The sequence below is a fragment of the Enterococcus sp. 3H8_DIV0648 genome (assembly GCF_002140655.1).
Taxonomy (GTDB): domain Bacteria; phylum Bacillota; class Bacilli; order Lactobacillales; family Enterococcaceae; genus Enterococcus_A; species Enterococcus_A hulanensis.
Window position 1 is genome coordinate 2,431,242 of record NZ_NGLG01000001.1, and the last position, 16,061, is coordinate 2,447,302.

General features: G+C 41.7%; 18 protein-coding genes and 1 riboswitch. Of the genes, 2 read left to right on the forward strand and 16 right to left on the reverse strand.

Annotated features, from left to right (window positions below):
• Positions 1-17: 17 nt before the first annotated feature.
• The 10 genes from rsmB to A5875_RS11170 all read right to left on the reverse strand — a co-directional run bounded on the left by rsmB (position 18) and on the right by A5875_RS11170 (position 10,048).
• The gene (gene rsmB / locus A5875_RS11125) at positions 18-1,370 is read right to left on the reverse strand and encodes a 16S rRNA (cytosine(967)-C(5))-methyltransferase RsmB (RefSeq protein WP_088933646.1); all 1,353 of its coding nucleotides are present in this window, start codon (positions 1,368-1,370) and stop codon (positions 18-20) included.
• A complete protein-coding gene (gene fmt / locus A5875_RS11130; protein ID WP_088933647.1) occupies positions 1,371-2,312 on the reverse strand; it encodes a methionyl-tRNA formyltransferase in 942 nt (313 codons plus the stop codon).
• On the reverse strand, positions 2,305-2,796 hold the full coding sequence (gene def / locus A5875_RS11135; RefSeq protein ID WP_088933648.1) for a peptide deformylase: 492 nt from the start codon (positions 2,794-2,796) through the stop codon (positions 2,305-2,307). The genes fmt and def overlap by 8 nt, the downstream gene beginning before the upstream one ends.
• Before the next feature lie 28 nt (positions 2,797-2,824).
• On the reverse strand, positions 2,825-5,227 hold the full coding sequence (priA, locus tag A5875_RS11140; protein WP_088933649.1) for a primosomal protein N': 2,403 nt from the start codon (positions 5,225-5,227) through the stop codon (positions 2,825-2,827).
• Between the two features lie 161 nt (positions 5,228-5,388).
• Positions 5,389-5,691, reverse strand: a complete 303-nt coding sequence (gene rpoZ / locus A5875_RS11145; protein ID WP_088933650.1) for a DNA-directed RNA polymerase subunit omega — start codon at positions 5,689-5,691, stop codon at positions 5,389-5,391.
• 4 nt (positions 5,692-5,695) lie between these two features.
• The gene (gene gmk, locus A5875_RS11150) at positions 5,696-6,310 is read right to left on the reverse strand and encodes a guanylate kinase (RefSeq protein ID WP_088933651.1); all 615 of its coding nucleotides are present in this window, start codon (positions 6,308-6,310) and stop codon (positions 5,696-5,698) included.
• Positions 6,311-6,421: 111 nt separating this feature from the next.
• Positions 6,422-7,306 (reverse strand): YicC/YloC family endoribonuclease, encoded by an 885-nt coding sequence (locus A5875_RS11155; protein WP_088933652.1) that lies wholly within the window; start codon positions 7,304-7,306, stop codon positions 6,422-6,424.
• 34 nt (positions 7,307-7,340) lie between these two features.
• Positions 7,341-7,556, reverse strand: a complete 216-nt coding sequence (locus A5875_RS11160) for a YdbC family protein (RefSeq protein ID WP_088933653.1) — start codon at positions 7,554-7,556, stop codon at positions 7,341-7,343.
• Positions 7,557-7,602: 46 nt separating this feature from the next.
• Complete coding sequence (locus A5875_RS11165; RefSeq protein ID WP_088933654.1) at positions 7,603-9,222, reverse strand: patatin-like phospholipase family protein; 1,620 nt, start codon at positions 9,220-9,222, stop codon at positions 7,603-7,605.
• A 121-nt stretch (positions 9,223-9,343) separates the two neighbouring features.
• Positions 9,344-10,048, reverse strand: a complete 705-nt coding sequence (locus A5875_RS11170) for a class A sortase (RefSeq protein ID WP_088933655.1) — start codon at positions 10,046-10,048, stop codon at positions 9,344-9,346.
• Between the two features lie 266 nt (positions 10,049-10,314).
• Here A5875_RS11170 and A5875_RS11175 point away from each other — a divergent pair, with 266 nt between their 5' ends.
• A complete protein-coding gene (locus tag A5875_RS11175) occupies positions 10,315-11,085 on the forward strand; it encodes a hypothetical protein (RefSeq protein WP_088933656.1) in 771 nt (256 codons plus the stop codon).
• Positions 11,086-11,133: 48 nt separating this feature from the next.
• On the opposite strand, the gene thiT is transcribed toward A5875_RS11175, so the two are convergent.
• From thiT to A5875_RS11190, 3 genes are all read right to left on the reverse strand, one after another.
• Complete coding sequence (thiT, locus tag A5875_RS11180) at positions 11,134-11,721, reverse strand: energy-coupled thiamine transporter ThiT (protein WP_088933657.1); 588 nt, start codon at positions 11,719-11,721, stop codon at positions 11,134-11,136.
• 51 nt (positions 11,722-11,772) lie between these two features.
• A riboswitch (TPP riboswitch) is annotated at positions 11,773-11,871 on the reverse strand.
• Positions 11,872-11,940: 69 nt separating this feature from the next.
• Positions 11,941-12,303, reverse strand: coding sequence for a hypothetical protein (locus tag A5875_RS11185; RefSeq protein ID WP_088933658.1), 363 nt, complete (start codon positions 12,301-12,303; stop codon positions 11,941-11,943).
• Positions 12,304-12,367: 64 nt separating this feature from the next.
• Positions 12,368-12,826 (reverse strand): low molecular weight protein-tyrosine-phosphatase, encoded by a 459-nt coding sequence (locus A5875_RS11190; protein ID WP_088933659.1) that lies wholly within the window; start codon positions 12,824-12,826, stop codon positions 12,368-12,370.
• Positions 12,827-12,879: 53 nt separating this feature from the next.
• On the opposite strand from A5875_RS11190, the gene A5875_RS11195 reads away from it, so the two are divergent.
• Positions 12,880-13,848: a 2-hydroxyacid dehydrogenase family protein gene (locus tag A5875_RS11195; RefSeq protein ID WP_088933660.1), complete on the forward strand. Its 969-nt coding sequence runs from the start codon at positions 12,880-12,882 to the stop codon at positions 13,846-13,848.
• Between the two features lie 2 nt (positions 13,849-13,850).
• On the opposite strand, the gene A5875_RS11200 is transcribed toward A5875_RS11195, so the two are convergent.
• From A5875_RS11200 to ruvA, 3 genes are read right to left on the reverse strand one after another with little or no spacing between them, the layout of a single operon-like run.
• Complete coding sequence (locus A5875_RS11200; RefSeq protein ID WP_088933661.1) at positions 13,851-14,426, reverse strand: TetR/AcrR family transcriptional regulator C-terminal domain-containing protein; 576 nt, start codon at positions 14,424-14,426, stop codon at positions 13,851-13,853.
• 11 nt (positions 14,427-14,437) lie between these two features.
• Positions 14,438-15,442, reverse strand: a complete 1,005-nt coding sequence (ruvB, locus tag A5875_RS11205; protein WP_088933662.1) for a Holliday junction branch migration DNA helicase RuvB — start codon at positions 15,440-15,442, stop codon at positions 14,438-14,440.
• A 13-nt stretch (positions 15,443-15,455) separates the two neighbouring features.
• A complete protein-coding gene (gene ruvA, locus A5875_RS11210; protein ID WP_088933663.1) occupies positions 15,456-16,049 on the reverse strand; it encodes a Holliday junction branch migration protein RuvA in 594 nt (197 codons plus the stop codon).
• Between the last annotated feature and the right edge of the window lie 12 nt (positions 16,050-16,061).

Genomic DNA, 16,061 nt, shown 5'->3' on the forward strand with positions numbered 1-16,061 from the left:
TTGTCCACCTCATTTATCTATTTTTTTCGCATTGCACAAATAAAGAAGCCATCCGTCATAAACATCTCTGGGTATAAAACCAACATTTGCTCATGAATCGCCGGCTGTAATTTCATTTCTAAATCTAGTTCATTTTTTTCAAATTCAGGATGTGCCGCTAAAAATTCTGCTACTACCTGTTGATTTTCTTCCTTGGCAATCGTACATGTACTGTATACCATAATTCCACCAGATTTCAACGTGGGAGCGCAATTCTTTAAAATTTCTAGCTGAATTTCGGGTAATTGAATAAAATCTTGCGGTTTTTTCTGGTATTTAATATCCGGTTTTCGCCGCATTAGTCCTAATCCTGAACATGGAGCGTCAACTAGGATTCGGTCAAAACTTTCTGGTGCAAAATTTTTGGCTGCTTCACGAGCATCCATTTTTTTCGTTACTACGGTATCTGTCACTCGTAACCGTTCCGCATTTTCGCGAACTAACTTCAACTTATGATCATGAATATCTAACGCTGTTACTGATCCTTCATCTTGCAGCAAAGAAGCAATGTGTGTCGTTTTGCCACCAGGAGCAGCACATGCATCTAAAACTTTTTGTCCTGGCTCTATTTGTAAAGCTTGAGCAACTAACATTGAACTTTCATCTTGAATCGTCAACCAACCATTTTGAAATAGTTCACTGCCAGCTAAAAAACCTCTATCAGCTATAATACCATACGGAGTAAGTTCACTGATACGAGCTTCGATCCCGTCTTCTTCCAACGCTTCGATGGCCTCTGCACGTGTCAAAAAGCGCAAATCAATTCGTGCACTGACACGGCTAGGCTCCAATAAGGATAATCCCAGCTTACGTGTTTCCTCTACACCGATTTCGGTGACAAATTTTTCAGTTAAAAATCTCGGCAAACTAATTTCTGTTGCCAAACGTTCGATCGGATCTTTTATCAAATCCAAAGAGGGAATTCCTTCACGCTGTATTGAACGCAATACGCCGTTGACAAACTTTCCAGTTCCCGGATTGCCTTTGGCTTTAGCAATTTCAACAGCTTCATTAATAATAGCATGGTCAGGAACCCGATCTAAATAGAGCATCTGATAAACAGATAACTGCAATAAGCTTTTAACCCATGGATCAACCTTTTTGGCTTTTTTGATAAAAGGTTCAATATCATATGCCAATAAAAGTTGGCGGCTGATCGTTCCATAAACAAGCTCTGTTAATAGAGCGGTATCTTTACCATCAACTTTATTTTTTTGGATCAACTCATTTAATAATAAATTTGAATAGGCTCCGCCGCGATTGATCCGTTCAATTGCTTCAAGTGCGGTAAAACGAACCGAATGTAATAGTTTCTTTGGAATTTTTGCCATTTAGCCCACCTGCTGTCCTTCAGTAACCGCTTGGCCACTACCATTTAGAAAGGCTTGGATCGTTTGTTTAGCCTTGCCAGCTGGCTGCAGTTCATCTAACGCTAACACCGTGCCATTTCCACAAGCAATGTGCAGGGCTTTTTTCGTGCGAGCTACAATCGTTCCAGGTTCCGCTGTTGTCGTCTCTTCCAACGGTGTCGTGTGAAAAATTTTCCAACGGGCGCCGTCATATGTTGTAAAAGCTACCGGCCAAGGATGCATCCCGCGAACTTGATTATCAACTTCCTCAGCTGTTTTCTGCCAGTCAATCGCTTCTTGCTCACGACTGATATTTGGCGAGAAGGTGGCTTGTTCTTCATCTTGCGGTGTTGGCTTTAATTCACCGGAGATTATTTTAGGCAATGTTTCCAATAATAAGTCTTTACCAACTTGGCTTAATTTTTCAAACATCGTTCCAACGTCGTCTTGTTTAGTGATCGCGATTTTTTGTTGGCTGAAGATACCGCCAGCATCCATTTTCTTGATCATCTCCATGATAGTCACACCTGTTTCTTTTTCACCGTCCATAATAGCGTAATGAACAGGTGCTCCGCCACGATATTTTGGTAATAGCGAAGCATGAACATTGATTGCGCCTAGTTTAGGAACCTGCAATAATTTTTCTGGCAGAAATTGGCCAAAAGCCGCAGTGATTAATAGGTCTGGCGCCAGCTCTTTGATTTTTTCCATTTCTGGTGAACCGCTGATTTTTTCTGGTTGTAAAACCAGCAAGTCGTGCTGCAATGCAGCTTCTTTCACGGGGGTAGGGGTAATGATTTTCTTCCGTCCAACAGGGCGATCTGGTTGGGTAACAACAGCAGCGACATCATAGCCTGCTTCAATCAAACTTTTTAAAATCGGCACTGAAAAGGCCGGGGTACCCATAAATACAATTTTAGTCATCGGCATGTTCCTCCATATAACGTTCTAAATCTTCCGGTTCGATCTTATCGATCACTTGATCGATAAACAGCTTACCATCTAAATGATCAATTTCATGTTGAAAGGCACGGGCTAAGTAACCATAAGCCGTAACTTCCATCTCTGAACCTTCATTGTCATAGTAACGTACAGTTACTTCGTCAGCACGTTCGACTGTTCCATAAGTTTCTGGAATCGAAAGGCAGCCTTCAACATCGATACTAGTCCCTTTACGTTCAATGATCTCGGGATTGATAAAATCAAAACGATCGCCTTCTTCAACTTCGATGACTGCGATTCGCAAATTTTTTCCAATTTGGGGAGCAGCAAGTCCGATACCGTCATGAGCTATCATCGTTTCATACATATCATCTAACAAAGTAACAATCTCATCAGTAATGTATTCGATCGGTGCAGCTTTTTTTAATAGACGTTCGTCAGGATGAATAATGATTGGGTAACGCATAAATTACGTCCTCCTTTATTGTAGCTTCCTAAATAAAATACATAGGTTCGTTGTCAATGGCGATCAATAAGCCTTGCCGCTGATCTTTTTGGCTCACCTGCAAAATATCTTCTAAGGTCGCTTGTAGTTTTGGTTCATTTTTATATTTAATGATTAGTTGATAGTAATAACGATTCTTTATCCGCAATATTGCCCCAGGTGTCGGTCCTAATAAAATACTTTGAGGGCTTAATTGCTTCCGTATTTGCTCAGCCAACTGGAAGGCTTTTTGCGCTGCCCGTATCTCTTCTTGATGGGAAACTGTCACCTTGACCGTGTAATAATACGGCGGGTAATCAGTTTGATGCCGGATGCGCATCTCTTGCTGGAAAAAGCTTTCGTAGTCATGGTGCTGTGCTAATTGAATCGTATAGTGCTCTGGATTAAACGTCTGGATAATTACTTCACCGGCTTTATCACCACGCCCTGCTCGACCACTGACCTGTGTCAGCAATTGAAACGTTCTTTCACTAGAACGAAAGTCGGGTAAATTCAATGCTGTGTCCGCATTTAATACCCCAACTAAAGTCACATTTGGAAAATCCAAACCTTTTGCGATCATTTGCGTACCTAACAAAATATCCGCCTCTTTATCACCAAAGGCCGTTAAGATTTTTTCATGTGCTCCTTTGCGGCGAGTTGTATCAACGTCCATTCGCAATACACGGGCTTCCGGAATCAGTTGTTCCAACTCTTCTTGAACTTTTTCTGTTCCTGTTCCAAAGTAGCGAATCTTATCTTTGCCACAGTTCGGACAACGATGAGGAATTCCTTCTTCATGACCACAATAGTGGCAGCGCATCGTCTTCGTATCCATATGAAGGGTTAAGGAAATATCACAATTCGGACAAGGTAAAACAAACCCGCAATCGCGACACATAACAAATGAAGAATATCCTCGACGATTTAATAAAAGCACACTTTGTTCGCCCTTAGCCAAACGATCTCTTAATTTATCTTCTAGTGCTTCAGAAAAAGATGAATTCAGACGTCGCTGCATTTCTTCACGCATATCAACAATCTCAACTGATGGTAATTTTGCTTGATCGTTGGCTCGTTCAGTTAATTTCAATAAACAGTAGACACCTTTTTGTCCTCGCGCACGTGATTCTAAAGAAGGTGTGGCACTCCCTAAAACGACTGGACAGTTATGATATTTTCCTCGCCAAATTGCTAAATCTCTAGCATGGTAACGCGGTGTCTCTTCTTGTTTATAGCTTGTCTCATGCTCTTCATCAATAATAATCACACCAAGATTTTCAAGCGGAGCAAAGACAGCCGAGCGAGCTCCTACCACTACATGAGCTTCACCACGTTCTAACTTACGCCATTCATCGTATTTCTCTCCTTGTGACAATCCGCTATGCAAGACTGCCACTTCACTGCCAAAACGCGCTTTAAAGCGTGTTGCCATCTGCGGTGTTAAAGAAATCTCTGGTACTAGCATCATGGCCGTTTGTCCATTTGCCAATACATCGTGAATAACCTGCAGGTAAACTTCGGTCTTTCCGCTGCCAGTTATCCCTTCCAACAGGAAAACTTGATGCTCGTTAGCCGTGCTCTTTTGACTGATCGCTTCATACGCAATCTTCTGTTCTGGATTCAAATCTAACGCTGAAGTCTGCTTGATTTCTCGTTCAGCGTAAGGGTCCCGGTATTTTTCAACAGCAACAAATTCCAGCCAGCCTTTTTTCTCTGCTTGATTCAAATTGGCTAGCGAGAAATCTTCCGCCTTCATTTGTTTGACCGAAATCAGTGCTTCATCGGCAAGCATAGCTAAATAATCTAATAGCTGTTCTTGCTTATATGAATTTTTGCGCAGCTCAGCTTTTAATTCAGCTAATTTTTCTGGTGCAAAAGTTCGTTTGATATAGCGTTCAGTTTTTATTTTATTTTTTGTATGGACTTCATAACGCAACTCAATAATGCCCTGGTCGCGTAAAACAGCCAGTTCCTTCAACCAACCCTCAGCTTCTGCTTCTTCCCAAGTTAGTGAATCAGCATCACCAAAGTATTTTTCTTGCACAGTTGGATCATCGCCAATGTAATACAAGCGTTTTTGATAGTCAGCTTTCATTACGCTGGGAAGCATAGTCTGCAAACAAGTTACCTTAAAGGCAAAAGTAGTTTCCTTCATATAGTCAGCCAACGCTAACAGCTCTTGATTTAAAACAGGCGTTAAATCCAACACTCGAATAATTGGTTTCAAATTATCAGGCAACGGTTCAGGTGCTGACTCAAAGCCAACGACAAAGCCTTGGACATGCCGCGATCCAAATCCGACTTCTACCCTCATCCCGACTTCTACCGCTAGTTGAGGCGGGATCAAATAACTAAATGGCTGATCCGTCTGCATCGCCGGTACATCCACAATCACTTGTGCTAATTTCATTCTTTCCGCCTCCATTCCTAAATAGTGTACTAAATTTTATGTAGGTCCGTCTAAATTTATGAAATTATGTAAATAATTCTTTGACACAAAAAGAAGGGACTGCGCCAAAAGTATTTGGTACAATCCCATTTACGTTTCATCCGCGAGAAATTTTTCTACGCTTAGTTTTGTTCGTTGCGAATCCGTTCTTCTAAATCGCGCTGATCACGTTCACGTTGCAAGTGACGTTCTTCTTCTTCCATTTTCAAACGTTCCCGTTTGATTTCTGGATGAGGATCATTGATTACAGCACCTGCATCGATTTCTTCCAATGCTTGGCCAACACTTTTAACTGATTCAAATGAATCTAAAGTTGGTTGAGCCCCGGCATCTAATTCATGTGCACGTTTGCTGGCTAAAATTACTAAAGAATATTTTGAATTTACATGGTCTAACAACGTATCAATTGAGGGTTTTAACATCATAAGCTTATATCTCCTTTAACATTTTAATATATTTACCAATCACTCGGTCAACTCGGTAATGTTCACTGACGATGATATCTTTGATACGATCAACAGCTTTTGGTACTTGATCATTGACGACAGCATAATCATATAACGCCATCATTTCGATTTCTTGGCGTGCAACACGCATCCGTTCCTCGATCACTTCAGGGCTATCGGTACCTCGTCCAACGATCCGCGCCTTTAATTCCGCTAGATCTGGCGGTGTTAGAAAAATAAAAACACCATCAGGGACTTTTTCTTTTACTTGTTGAGCACCTTGGACTTCGATCTCTAAAAAGACGTCCTTGCCCTCATCCAATGTTTTATTTACATAAGTCAGTGGGGTGCCGTAGTAATTTCCGACATACTCAGCGTATTCCAACATCTCGCCCGCTTCGATCATTGCTTCAAACTCTTCTTTCGTACGGAAATAATAATCGACGCCGTCAACTTCCCCTTCCCGCATCGGACGGGTGGTCATGGAGACAGAGTATTGGAACTCATTATCGTCTCTTTCAAAAATGGCTTTTCTGACCGTTCCTTTTCCTACTCCGGAAGGTCCCGACAATACAATCAACAGTCCTCGTTCAGACATACTAACGCCCTTTCATGCTCTTTTTAGCTAACGCCTATTGTGCACTTTTTTTGTGAATATTTCAAGAGGTATCGTGAACCCGGCACCTATTTCTTATGAAATTTCACATAACTATTCGACATTTTGAATCTGTTCACGGATTTTTTCTAGGATCGTTTTTAGTTGAACAACAATATCTTTAATCTGAATCGGGCTTGATTTTGAGCCGATCGTGTTAACTTCGCGATTCATTTCCTGCAATAGAAAATCCAGTTCACGTCCAACAGGTTCTGTAGTTTTTAAAAGATTTGCCAGTTTGTCTAAATGGATCGTCAAACGGTCCAGTTCCTCATGGATGTCGCCGCGTTCCAATAAAATCGCTAATTCCGTCAGCAGGCGGTCTTGGTCCACCGTATTTCCTAGATATTCTTCTAATTTTGTTTGGTAACGTTGTTGGAAGTCTGCTTCATACTCAGCTACAAATCCTTTTAGCTCATTTACTAACGCTTGGACTTTGCTGCCATATTCTACTAGAACTTTTTGAATCCCTGTACCTTCATGTTCACGGCTTGCCGCTAATTGGATGAAGGCTTCATTCGCGACTGTTTGAACTAATTCTTCCAATGTTTCTTCTTCAGTCGGCTGATCGACTAATGTTACAAAATCTGACTGTTCCATCGCTTTGACCAGAACTTGTTCCACGGGGAAATCAACGATTCCAAAATGTTCTTTGCCACCATTTTGCAATTCTGCAACTAATTGCTGCAACAACTCCCAATCAACAGAAACTTTTTTATTGCCGCTCTTCAATGGTGTCAAATTAATAAATACATCTACTCGGCCTCGTTGGATTTTCTCTTTCGCAATTTTACGAATCTGCGCTTCAAACGGATTCAATTCTTTTGGCATTCGAATCTGCAAATCTAAGAAACGATTGTTAACACTTTTTAATTCGATATTTAGCTCGTAGGCCTCGTTCGCTTGGAACGCCTGACCATAGCCTGTCATACTTTTCATCTGGTTTGTTCCCTTCTTTTGAAAAAATCACTTACTACATCTTGCTCAACGTTTCTTTCAGCACAACAAATTCTTCATTGCTTAAGGTAACACCCTTACCCATTTTTTCATGTCCCGGTGCCCAGTCGCGTAAATCAAATTTTGGCGGCCGTTCATTCCAGCTTACCAAATTCAATTCTTTGCGCCAGCCTTTAGGATTTTCTGATAAGACCGCGATTTCTTCTACGATTTCATAATTAAATTCTGCCATTGCAGTTCCTCCTAGTTTCTATTAATAAGCTTATGTTTTTGAAGCATCAGGTTATTTCCTCATTACGTATATATCTAAAAAAAAGTGCCAGCAAGGTTGGAATCGGCCAACGACGATAAGCCGTTTCCGGCGATCCTTTCAGCTGGTAAATTTGTAGAACCCGATAGTAATCTGAGAAAACATTATGGTTTTCGATAAAGTCTTCAATTTGCTCCTGAACCGAAAAGACTGCGTTCAATTTGATCGGCATTTCAAACTGCTTTAGTATCGTCTCGATAAATTGCTCAGGTGTAAAAACCTTCACCGGCGAAACATTCACCCAATAAGCAAAAAATTCTAAAAATGCTAAACTAAGCATTTCTATCGGCACGCTTTGGCGGAAAAACTTCTGCAGTTCTGGATAAAGTGCCCTCATATCTACCGCAAGCTTGTTTTGAAGATAACGAAAAAAAGCTTTGGTTATCGCTTCAAAATCAGCATGACGGCTGAAAAAATAGCGATATCCCTGCAATTCGCCAAAAGCACGTTTAGTCTCTAAATAGCCTAAATCGATATTTTCTGATGAGCGGTCGCTTTGGAACAATAATAGGTCTCCTAAACTCCACGGACTCGTTAATACTAACTCGGCAGTTTCATCCGGCAAGCGATATTTTTTATCAAATCCAGGTCCATGCACATCCACCACGATCAACTCAGTTATTGGTGTTTGCAACGCAATGTCCACTGGTAAATTATTACGATATCCGCCATCTACATAAAGCTCACCTTTGATTTTCGCCATTGCCATCATAGGGAAAAAGGCTGAGGAGGCCAGCAGCCAATCGATGATCTCTTCTTCTGGACACTTGTGAATCGGTACTACTATTTCTTGGAAAACAGGAACCTTTGTCGTGACAACATAAAAAGGACAGCCAGCATGAATCTTTTGCGCCTCTAGCCGCTCTTCCAGTAACCGTCTAAGCGGTTCTGAAGAGACTCCCCGCTGCTGCAAAGAGGTTCGAATAAAGGTTCGCAGCTGATCGACTTGCGCTGAAAAATCCAACTCTTCAACTTCCTTGAAGGTAATATCCAGCACTTTATCCGTTTCGATCTCTTCCCATAGTGCTAACGCCTGATTATAATTTCCTTGCGCGATCAATGCGCCATTCAAACCGCCGACCGAGGTTCCAGTGATTACTTCAAATCGAATATCTTTTTCCAACAACGCCTTCCAAACACCAATTTGATACGCGCCGCGAGCGCCGCCTCCGCCCAACACCAAACCTGTATGATAGACCAGTTCTTTTCGCCAAACGTTCTCTACTAATCGGTAGCCCTGAGCAGTTAACCACTGCTGTAAAATCAAGTTGGCCTCAAGGTTCAAAACCAACACGCGTTTAAATTTTTGACGAGCTGCATTTTCTAACCATAAAAAAGCTGTCCGCCAGCCAAGATCCGTTGAGATCAGTAAATTATTGATCCGCCAGGTGTCACCTTCATCAATTTTGTCTACTAGCAGCCAGTGTGACTTGCATTGAATCCAATAGCCGTTTCCTCGCTTGACCGCCGCTAAAAACTCCGAATGCGCTTGACTGTGGGAACGGTAAAAAGGAAATAGCAAATGTGACTGTTGAAATTTATCCCAAGCTGCCGACAAGTCTGATAAATAAATTTTTTTAAGTTCCATCGCTTCCTCCCGGATTTGCTGTGAAACGATTATTCAGCATGTTGGCTTTAGTATAGCAGAAATTTTCCCGCAACAAAAAACTTCAAGGCGGGCCTTGAAGTTTCTGAATAATAAATCGTTGCTAATATGTCCGTTGCTCCATTTCAAAAGCCTTGCGCATTGTATCCGTAGCATTATTGACTGGTGTCATAGCCACCAAATCGCCTTGAACAATGATCCGTGTCACACCCTCGATCTCCCCACAGGTGATCAGCGTTATCTGCTGTTTGTCCGGCTGCACATCCAAATATTTTACTTCTGTCGGCTGTACACGAACTCTCAGCGTTGTCTTATAAGTATAGATGTTGTGCAAATCGGTTAAATAAATCATATCGCCTTCTTTAACACTTTCAAGCGGTGTAAATAAAAGTCCTGGACGATCAGCTCGGTGACTTGCCAACGCATAATTACCTTCACCCATTTTCTGGTCTGGCGACAACGTCCCAGCACCATATAGAAGCACTTCGTTGGACAGTCCTTTAAAAATCGGCAAATTTATTTCAACAGATGGAATCGCGATTCCGCCGATAACAGGCAGGCGTTTATTGTTTAATTGCGCTTGCAACACTGCCTCCGTACTAGCCGGCTGCACGGCGTCAAAATCAAATGAAGCATCTTTTTCCATATTTTGATCGATCTCAGAACGATCCATTTTCGCTACTGCATAGCGATCACCATTATATTGCATTAAAAAATACTTAATTTGATTGTTAAAAATCAAGGCTAAACCTACTAATAGCAATAAGAAAAGAAAAATATTTATTAGCCAATTTCTTTTTTTCTTCATCTCAATCCTCCCGCATTCTCCTGTTAATAATATCATATTCCATTTCATCCCGTGACGCTACTGCCACATTATAGAAAAAAAATTAAAAAAGAAATAAGTGCATTAGAAAGTTGTTATTTATTAAAATGATTTTAATTGTTAAAAAGGTGCTTCAATGTTGCATCTTTTAAGACTTTTGTAATCTAATTTTAAAATAAAAGATACGAGCTTTTTTTTTATTATTGGGTTAAAATGGTTGTGACGACTATTAGAAAGGGTGAACATTTGTGCCAGATACGTTATTTGCTTATATTGATTCCACAAGTAATGCTGTGCTCTCAAAAGGTTTTTCACCCAATGATTTTGTTGACGGAATCGTCCACAAACCTAAGCACTTGTTATTGCTAGACCCTGTTGCAGAAGCTGGCGAATACGAGCCCCACACAGGTTTAAAAATCATTAATAGTCCGGAACAAGTTCAACAATTTTTTACTAATAAAATCTTCACTCAATCAAAAGGTCTGAAATGGATCGATTTTAATGATTTAGCAATGCTGAAAGAGCTGACACCATTAGAAATCTCAGAATTATTATATTTTGGACATATGCGGACACATCTGCATTCTCCTTTTTTCTATAAGCTGCAAAATAATTTCGTTTACTTCAACTTAGGCAACGAAACAATGCGTGTATACTACCGTTACTTGGATGAATTTTATCGCATCCTTGCCAGCAAATTGACACGAATCGTCTTAGAGAAAGTCAATGATCGGCGCTCGTTTTTCCGCCGCGGCTCTTCTGTTGCACCATTGGACGGTGAACTACTGAAAGAATTATATCCGATCTTGCAAGAGGGTGCTATTTTTTGCTTAGACCTGGCGGAACTAAAAAATAAGAGTTACCATATTCCGGTTTTTTTATCTGATGAAAAAGGTTGGCGCCGCAGTCCAAGAAATTATAAAAAAGAACAGCGAATTGCAGAGATCATTTACGACACTTCCAAACAGTTGTGGTCCTTGGAAGTCGAAAATGATGATCCCGTCTTCTCATTCCGTTAATATTGAGCAAAAAAGCATTTGTCCGGCAAGGACAAATGCTTTTATTATTTATTGATGACTTTGCTTTTGGATCAAATTACCATCTTTCGGCAAGTACAGCTGCGGTGCTTTTTCTGCAACTAAGACTGCGACGATCGCGGTTACGACTGCTGTTGCCAAACCGCTGACACCATTCATGACAAGCGAGAATATCCACGGATTCATCCCCCACAGAGCATAGCTGCCCCAAAATACTACCCCGGCAATAAAATGCCAGAAAAATCTTGCACCAGTCCCCACAAAGGAACCCAATACAATATTCTTTCGAACGTTCCACATATCTTGTGCGGCCAAACTTTTTTGAACCTTCTTTGCATATAGTCCGGCAAATCCGGCAAAAGTAAAAGCAATCGGATACTCGATCAACACTTGAACAACGCTCAGGTAAACCACTTGGCTCGCGGGAAAATGTAAAATCCCCCAGATGAACGCCGACATTAAGGCCGGCTTGAATCCTCTTCGCAATGCAAACAATGTCATGGGGATCATCCCCAGTGAAATCGTAAAGCTGCTGCCGATGGTCGTTGGAATAAAGGATAACACCAACGAAAGGGCCGCTACCACTGTACCTTCCACTAAAATTCTTGTTTTATACATATAAAAAAACTCCTCCTTTTGAACATACAGTCCACAAAGGAGAAGTAACTATCATTACTTCATCACAATTCCTACGCTCGAATAACCGAAACAGGTACTAGGGTTTAGAGTAATCTCAATCTCAGCCCGAGGGCTCCCCTTTGCGACAGTATTATTCTATTTTTTAGTACCTCCCGAGTATAGCAGATGTCTGCTTGCTCGTAAAGGTATGAAATACTTTTATCGTGAAATACTTTCTTGATCGCCGCTTGGTGACAAGGTCGTTACCTTCTTGATCCGATCAATCGTCAGCATCACTAACTGATTATCTTGCGTACGAATAACGATGGATTCATTCGTCACTACTTTAGGCAGCCAGCCTGAGATCGTTTGAAATTTTTCTTCGTCTTTTTCGTCTTGAACCTGCATGACCACTAAACTATTCTGTAGAGCTGCCATCTTCAGTTTAAGAAAAATGTTCTCGTTGGCTTGCTCTTGGGCGCGTTTCTCAGCAGAATCATTCAAAAAATCCGAGATGAAACGATACGATGAATTCGAAAACAGCTTGATTAAATTCTTTTTAGGCTTCTCGTTTTTAGTCATTCAGCTTCCTCCTATCAAGAGCGTAGTTTGATTTTACTTAAATTTGGAAGAAAAAACAAGGAATCTAGTCCAATTCAAAAAAAGTTAACCATTCGTTTAAACCTTTTTGAATTAAATCATAAGTTTCTTCAAAATTGCCGGTGTACCATGGATCTGGAATACTTTCACCGACATGTCCCGGTACCCGATCTAGGTATAAATAAATTTTGTTTTCAGTACCTTTTGGGGCGATTGCTTCTAAGTCAGCGACATTATCTTGATCCATGCCGATGATATAATCGGCATCATAAAAATCTTCTGTTGTTACTTGGCGTGCCCACATTCCCTTGGTAGAGATGTGATGCTGCGACAATATCTTCTGCGTTCCTTGATGGGGCGGATTGCCGACCTCCCAGCGGCTTGTCGCTGCTGAATCAACTTGGAACTGATCTTCTTGATTTTTCTGGAAAGCGTCACGGAAAATCGCTTCGGCCATCGGTGAGCGGCAAATATTTCCCATACAAACAAATAGAATCTTTTTCATGTCATTCCTCCTGTGCTATAGTCAATTTATCGAAATGAAACGAGGGATCGTAAATGAGTAAAATTTATCTTTCCGCCAAACTGCCTGAGCTTGGCACAAAATTGTTAAAAGAAGCTGCACTTGAATATAAGGTCTATGAAGGCGACGGTTTAATTTCGAAAAAAGATTTGATCGAAAATGTCGCTGATTGTGAAGTTTTGATTTGTCCGCTCTCTACGCAAGTTGATCGCGAGGTCATTGATGCCGCACCAAAACTAAAATTGATCGCAAATTTTGGAGCCGGCTTCAATAATATCGACACCACTTATGCAAAAGAGCAGAAAATCTATGTAACGAACACTCCGGTAGTCTCCACCAATGCGACAGCAGAATTGACCGCGGGTTTGATCATCGCGTTATCTCGCCGAATCGTTGAGGGAGATCATTTGATGCATGGCAAAGGATTTGATGGCTGGGCTCCATTATTCTTCCTAGGTCATGAATTAAAGGATAAGACTTTAGGAATCATTGGTATGGGTCAGATCGGTCAAGCCTTGGCGCAGATGATGACGGCTTTTGGTATGAAAATCATCTATAACCAACGTCATCCATTAGCCCCTGAGCTGGAGAAAAAATTACAGGCGACGTATGCCTCGCAAGATGACGTGATTCGTCAAGCCGATATTTTGACCCTGCACGCACCTTTATCAGAGGATACTCGTCATCTATTAACCAGTGAAACCTTTAAACAAATGAAAGACAGTGCCTTTTTGATCAACGCAGCACGCGGGCCATTGATTGATGAGAAGGCCTTGCTTCAAGCATTGCAGGACAAACAAATTGCCGGAGCCGCCTTGGACGTCTATGAGTTCGAACCAAAGGTGACTGACGGCTTAAAAGAACTGAGCAATGTCGTCTTAACACCGCATATTGGCAACGCTAGTGTGGAAGCCCGAGATCAAATGGCAGAGATCGTCGCAAAAAATGCGATTGCCCTTTTCAACCAAGAACCAATTAAACATATCGTAAATGGACTGGATTGAGCTTAACGCTCGTTCCAGTCTTTTTCATATAAACGGTAGGCGAAAAATTCAATATCTTTAGCAAAACGAAACAACTGTGCCGCAATTGTGATCGGCGGCTGGTCAGCTCCGGCTAAAAGCCAGTCGATCAAAATCCCGCCGCAGCCATGAGCCAAAAAGCGGGCATAAAATTCTTTATCGGTTTGAGAAAGTTCCCCTTCTTGATCGACTTCATCAAATAGACGAACGAATAGACGCTGCGCCAATTCATTGAACTCTTTCGTTAATACTTCCGGCTTTGCCTGCACGGTATTCAAATAAAACTGATGACAGATTTGCATTTCTTTCAACATTTTCAAAACGGATTCTTCCCAATTCGTTAATACCAGTTCATCGGAGACTAGATACTGCAATCCACGCTGATAATACGCGTAGTGGAGCAGATCGTTTTTGTCCTTAAAATGATAATAAAATGTCTGGCGGTTCAAGCTGACCTGTTGACTGATATCTTGAACAGTGATTTTATCGTAACTTTTTTCTTGGCACAACGCGACTAACGCTTGGACAAATGTTTCCTTGGTCGCTTTTCCTTCCGCCATTTTTCCACCTTCTATGCTTGTTGATAAGGATAATTAAAATGTTCATAAGCTAACGGGGTCGCCATGCGTCCTCGTGGTGTTCGTTTGATAAATCCTTTTTGAATCAGATAAGGTTCGTACATGTCTTCCACGGTTTCACGTTCTTCACCGATGTTAACCGCTAAGGTACTTAGTCCGATCGGTCCACCATGATACAATTCGATCATCGTTTTAATTAATTTTTGATCGACATAATCCAAGCCGGCTTTATCAACTTGTAATAACCCCAGAGCCTGATCGGCGATTTCTTGATTGATTACCCCATCAGATTGAACCTGAGCAAAATCACGAATCCGCTTCAGCAGACGATTGGCGATCCGCGGGGTGCCCCGTGAACGACGAGCGATCTCCACCGCACCTTCTTCCACGATCTCCGTTTGAAAAATATCCGCCGAGCGCAGCACAATCTCTCGCAGATCCGTTTCTTTGTAATATTCCATATGAGAGATGATGCCAAAGCGATCACGCAAAGGCGCTGACAGCATTCCTGCTCGTGTAGTCGCTCCGATTAACGTAAACGGCGGCAACGGAAAATGTACTGGGTGGGCTGTCGGTCCTTGTCCCACCATAATATCTACGTAATAATCCTCCATCGCTGAATATAAAGTTTCTTCTGCAACCCGGGGCAAACGATGAATTTCATCAATAAATAAAACATCTCCCGGTTCCAGCTCATTCAAAATCGCTACCAGATCACCCGGTCGTTCGATTGCTGGTCCGCTAGTGGAACGAATCTGTACGTCCATTTCATTGGCAATCACCATTGCCATCGTTGTTTTCCCTAAACCAGGTGGTCCATACAGCAGAACATGGTCGAGGGCTTCTTGCCGATTCTTTGCCGCTTCGATGTAGATTGACAGCTCTTGTTTGACCTTATCCTGTCCAATGTATTGTGCAAGGTACCGAGGACGCAGTGATTTTTCTAAACTCTTATCACTTTCATCCGCATCGGGTGAAAGCAAACGTTCTTCATCCATCTATCTCGTCCTCCTACTTCTTCATCATTAATTTCAAAGCTGCCCGCAGGTAATCGTCGGTGTTTGGTAAGGATTCCTTCTCCAGCACTTTTTCGACTTTTTTGATTTCTTTTGGACTATAGCCTAACGCCTGCAAAGCTTCCATCGCTTCAGCCAGAGCCGTATCATCATTGCCTTCATAAAATAAGGACATTGGATCTTCGACCAGCTCAGTCAGTTTGCCTTTCAAATCCAAGACCATTTGCTGCGCAGTTTTTTTACCGACACCTGGGAATTTCGTCAAATAGGTCACATCACCGGCTTCGATTGCTTGGATCAAGCCTTGGTGATCTTCATTTGCCATGATCGCCAGTCCACTTTTTGGTCCGATTCCAGAAACAGAAAGCAGCCGTAAAAACAGTTCTTTTTCAGCCAAAGTTTCGAAGCCGTATAATAAATGAGCATCCTCGCGAATGATCTGCTGTACATAGATTGTCACGGATTGTTCCATTTTGCTGCTATAGCGATAAGGGTTTCCTAACGCGATTTGATAGCCGATACCATTTACATCCAGCACCACATAACTGGGGCTGATGAAGGTCAAACGACCTGTAATATATTCGTACATAATTGATCCTTT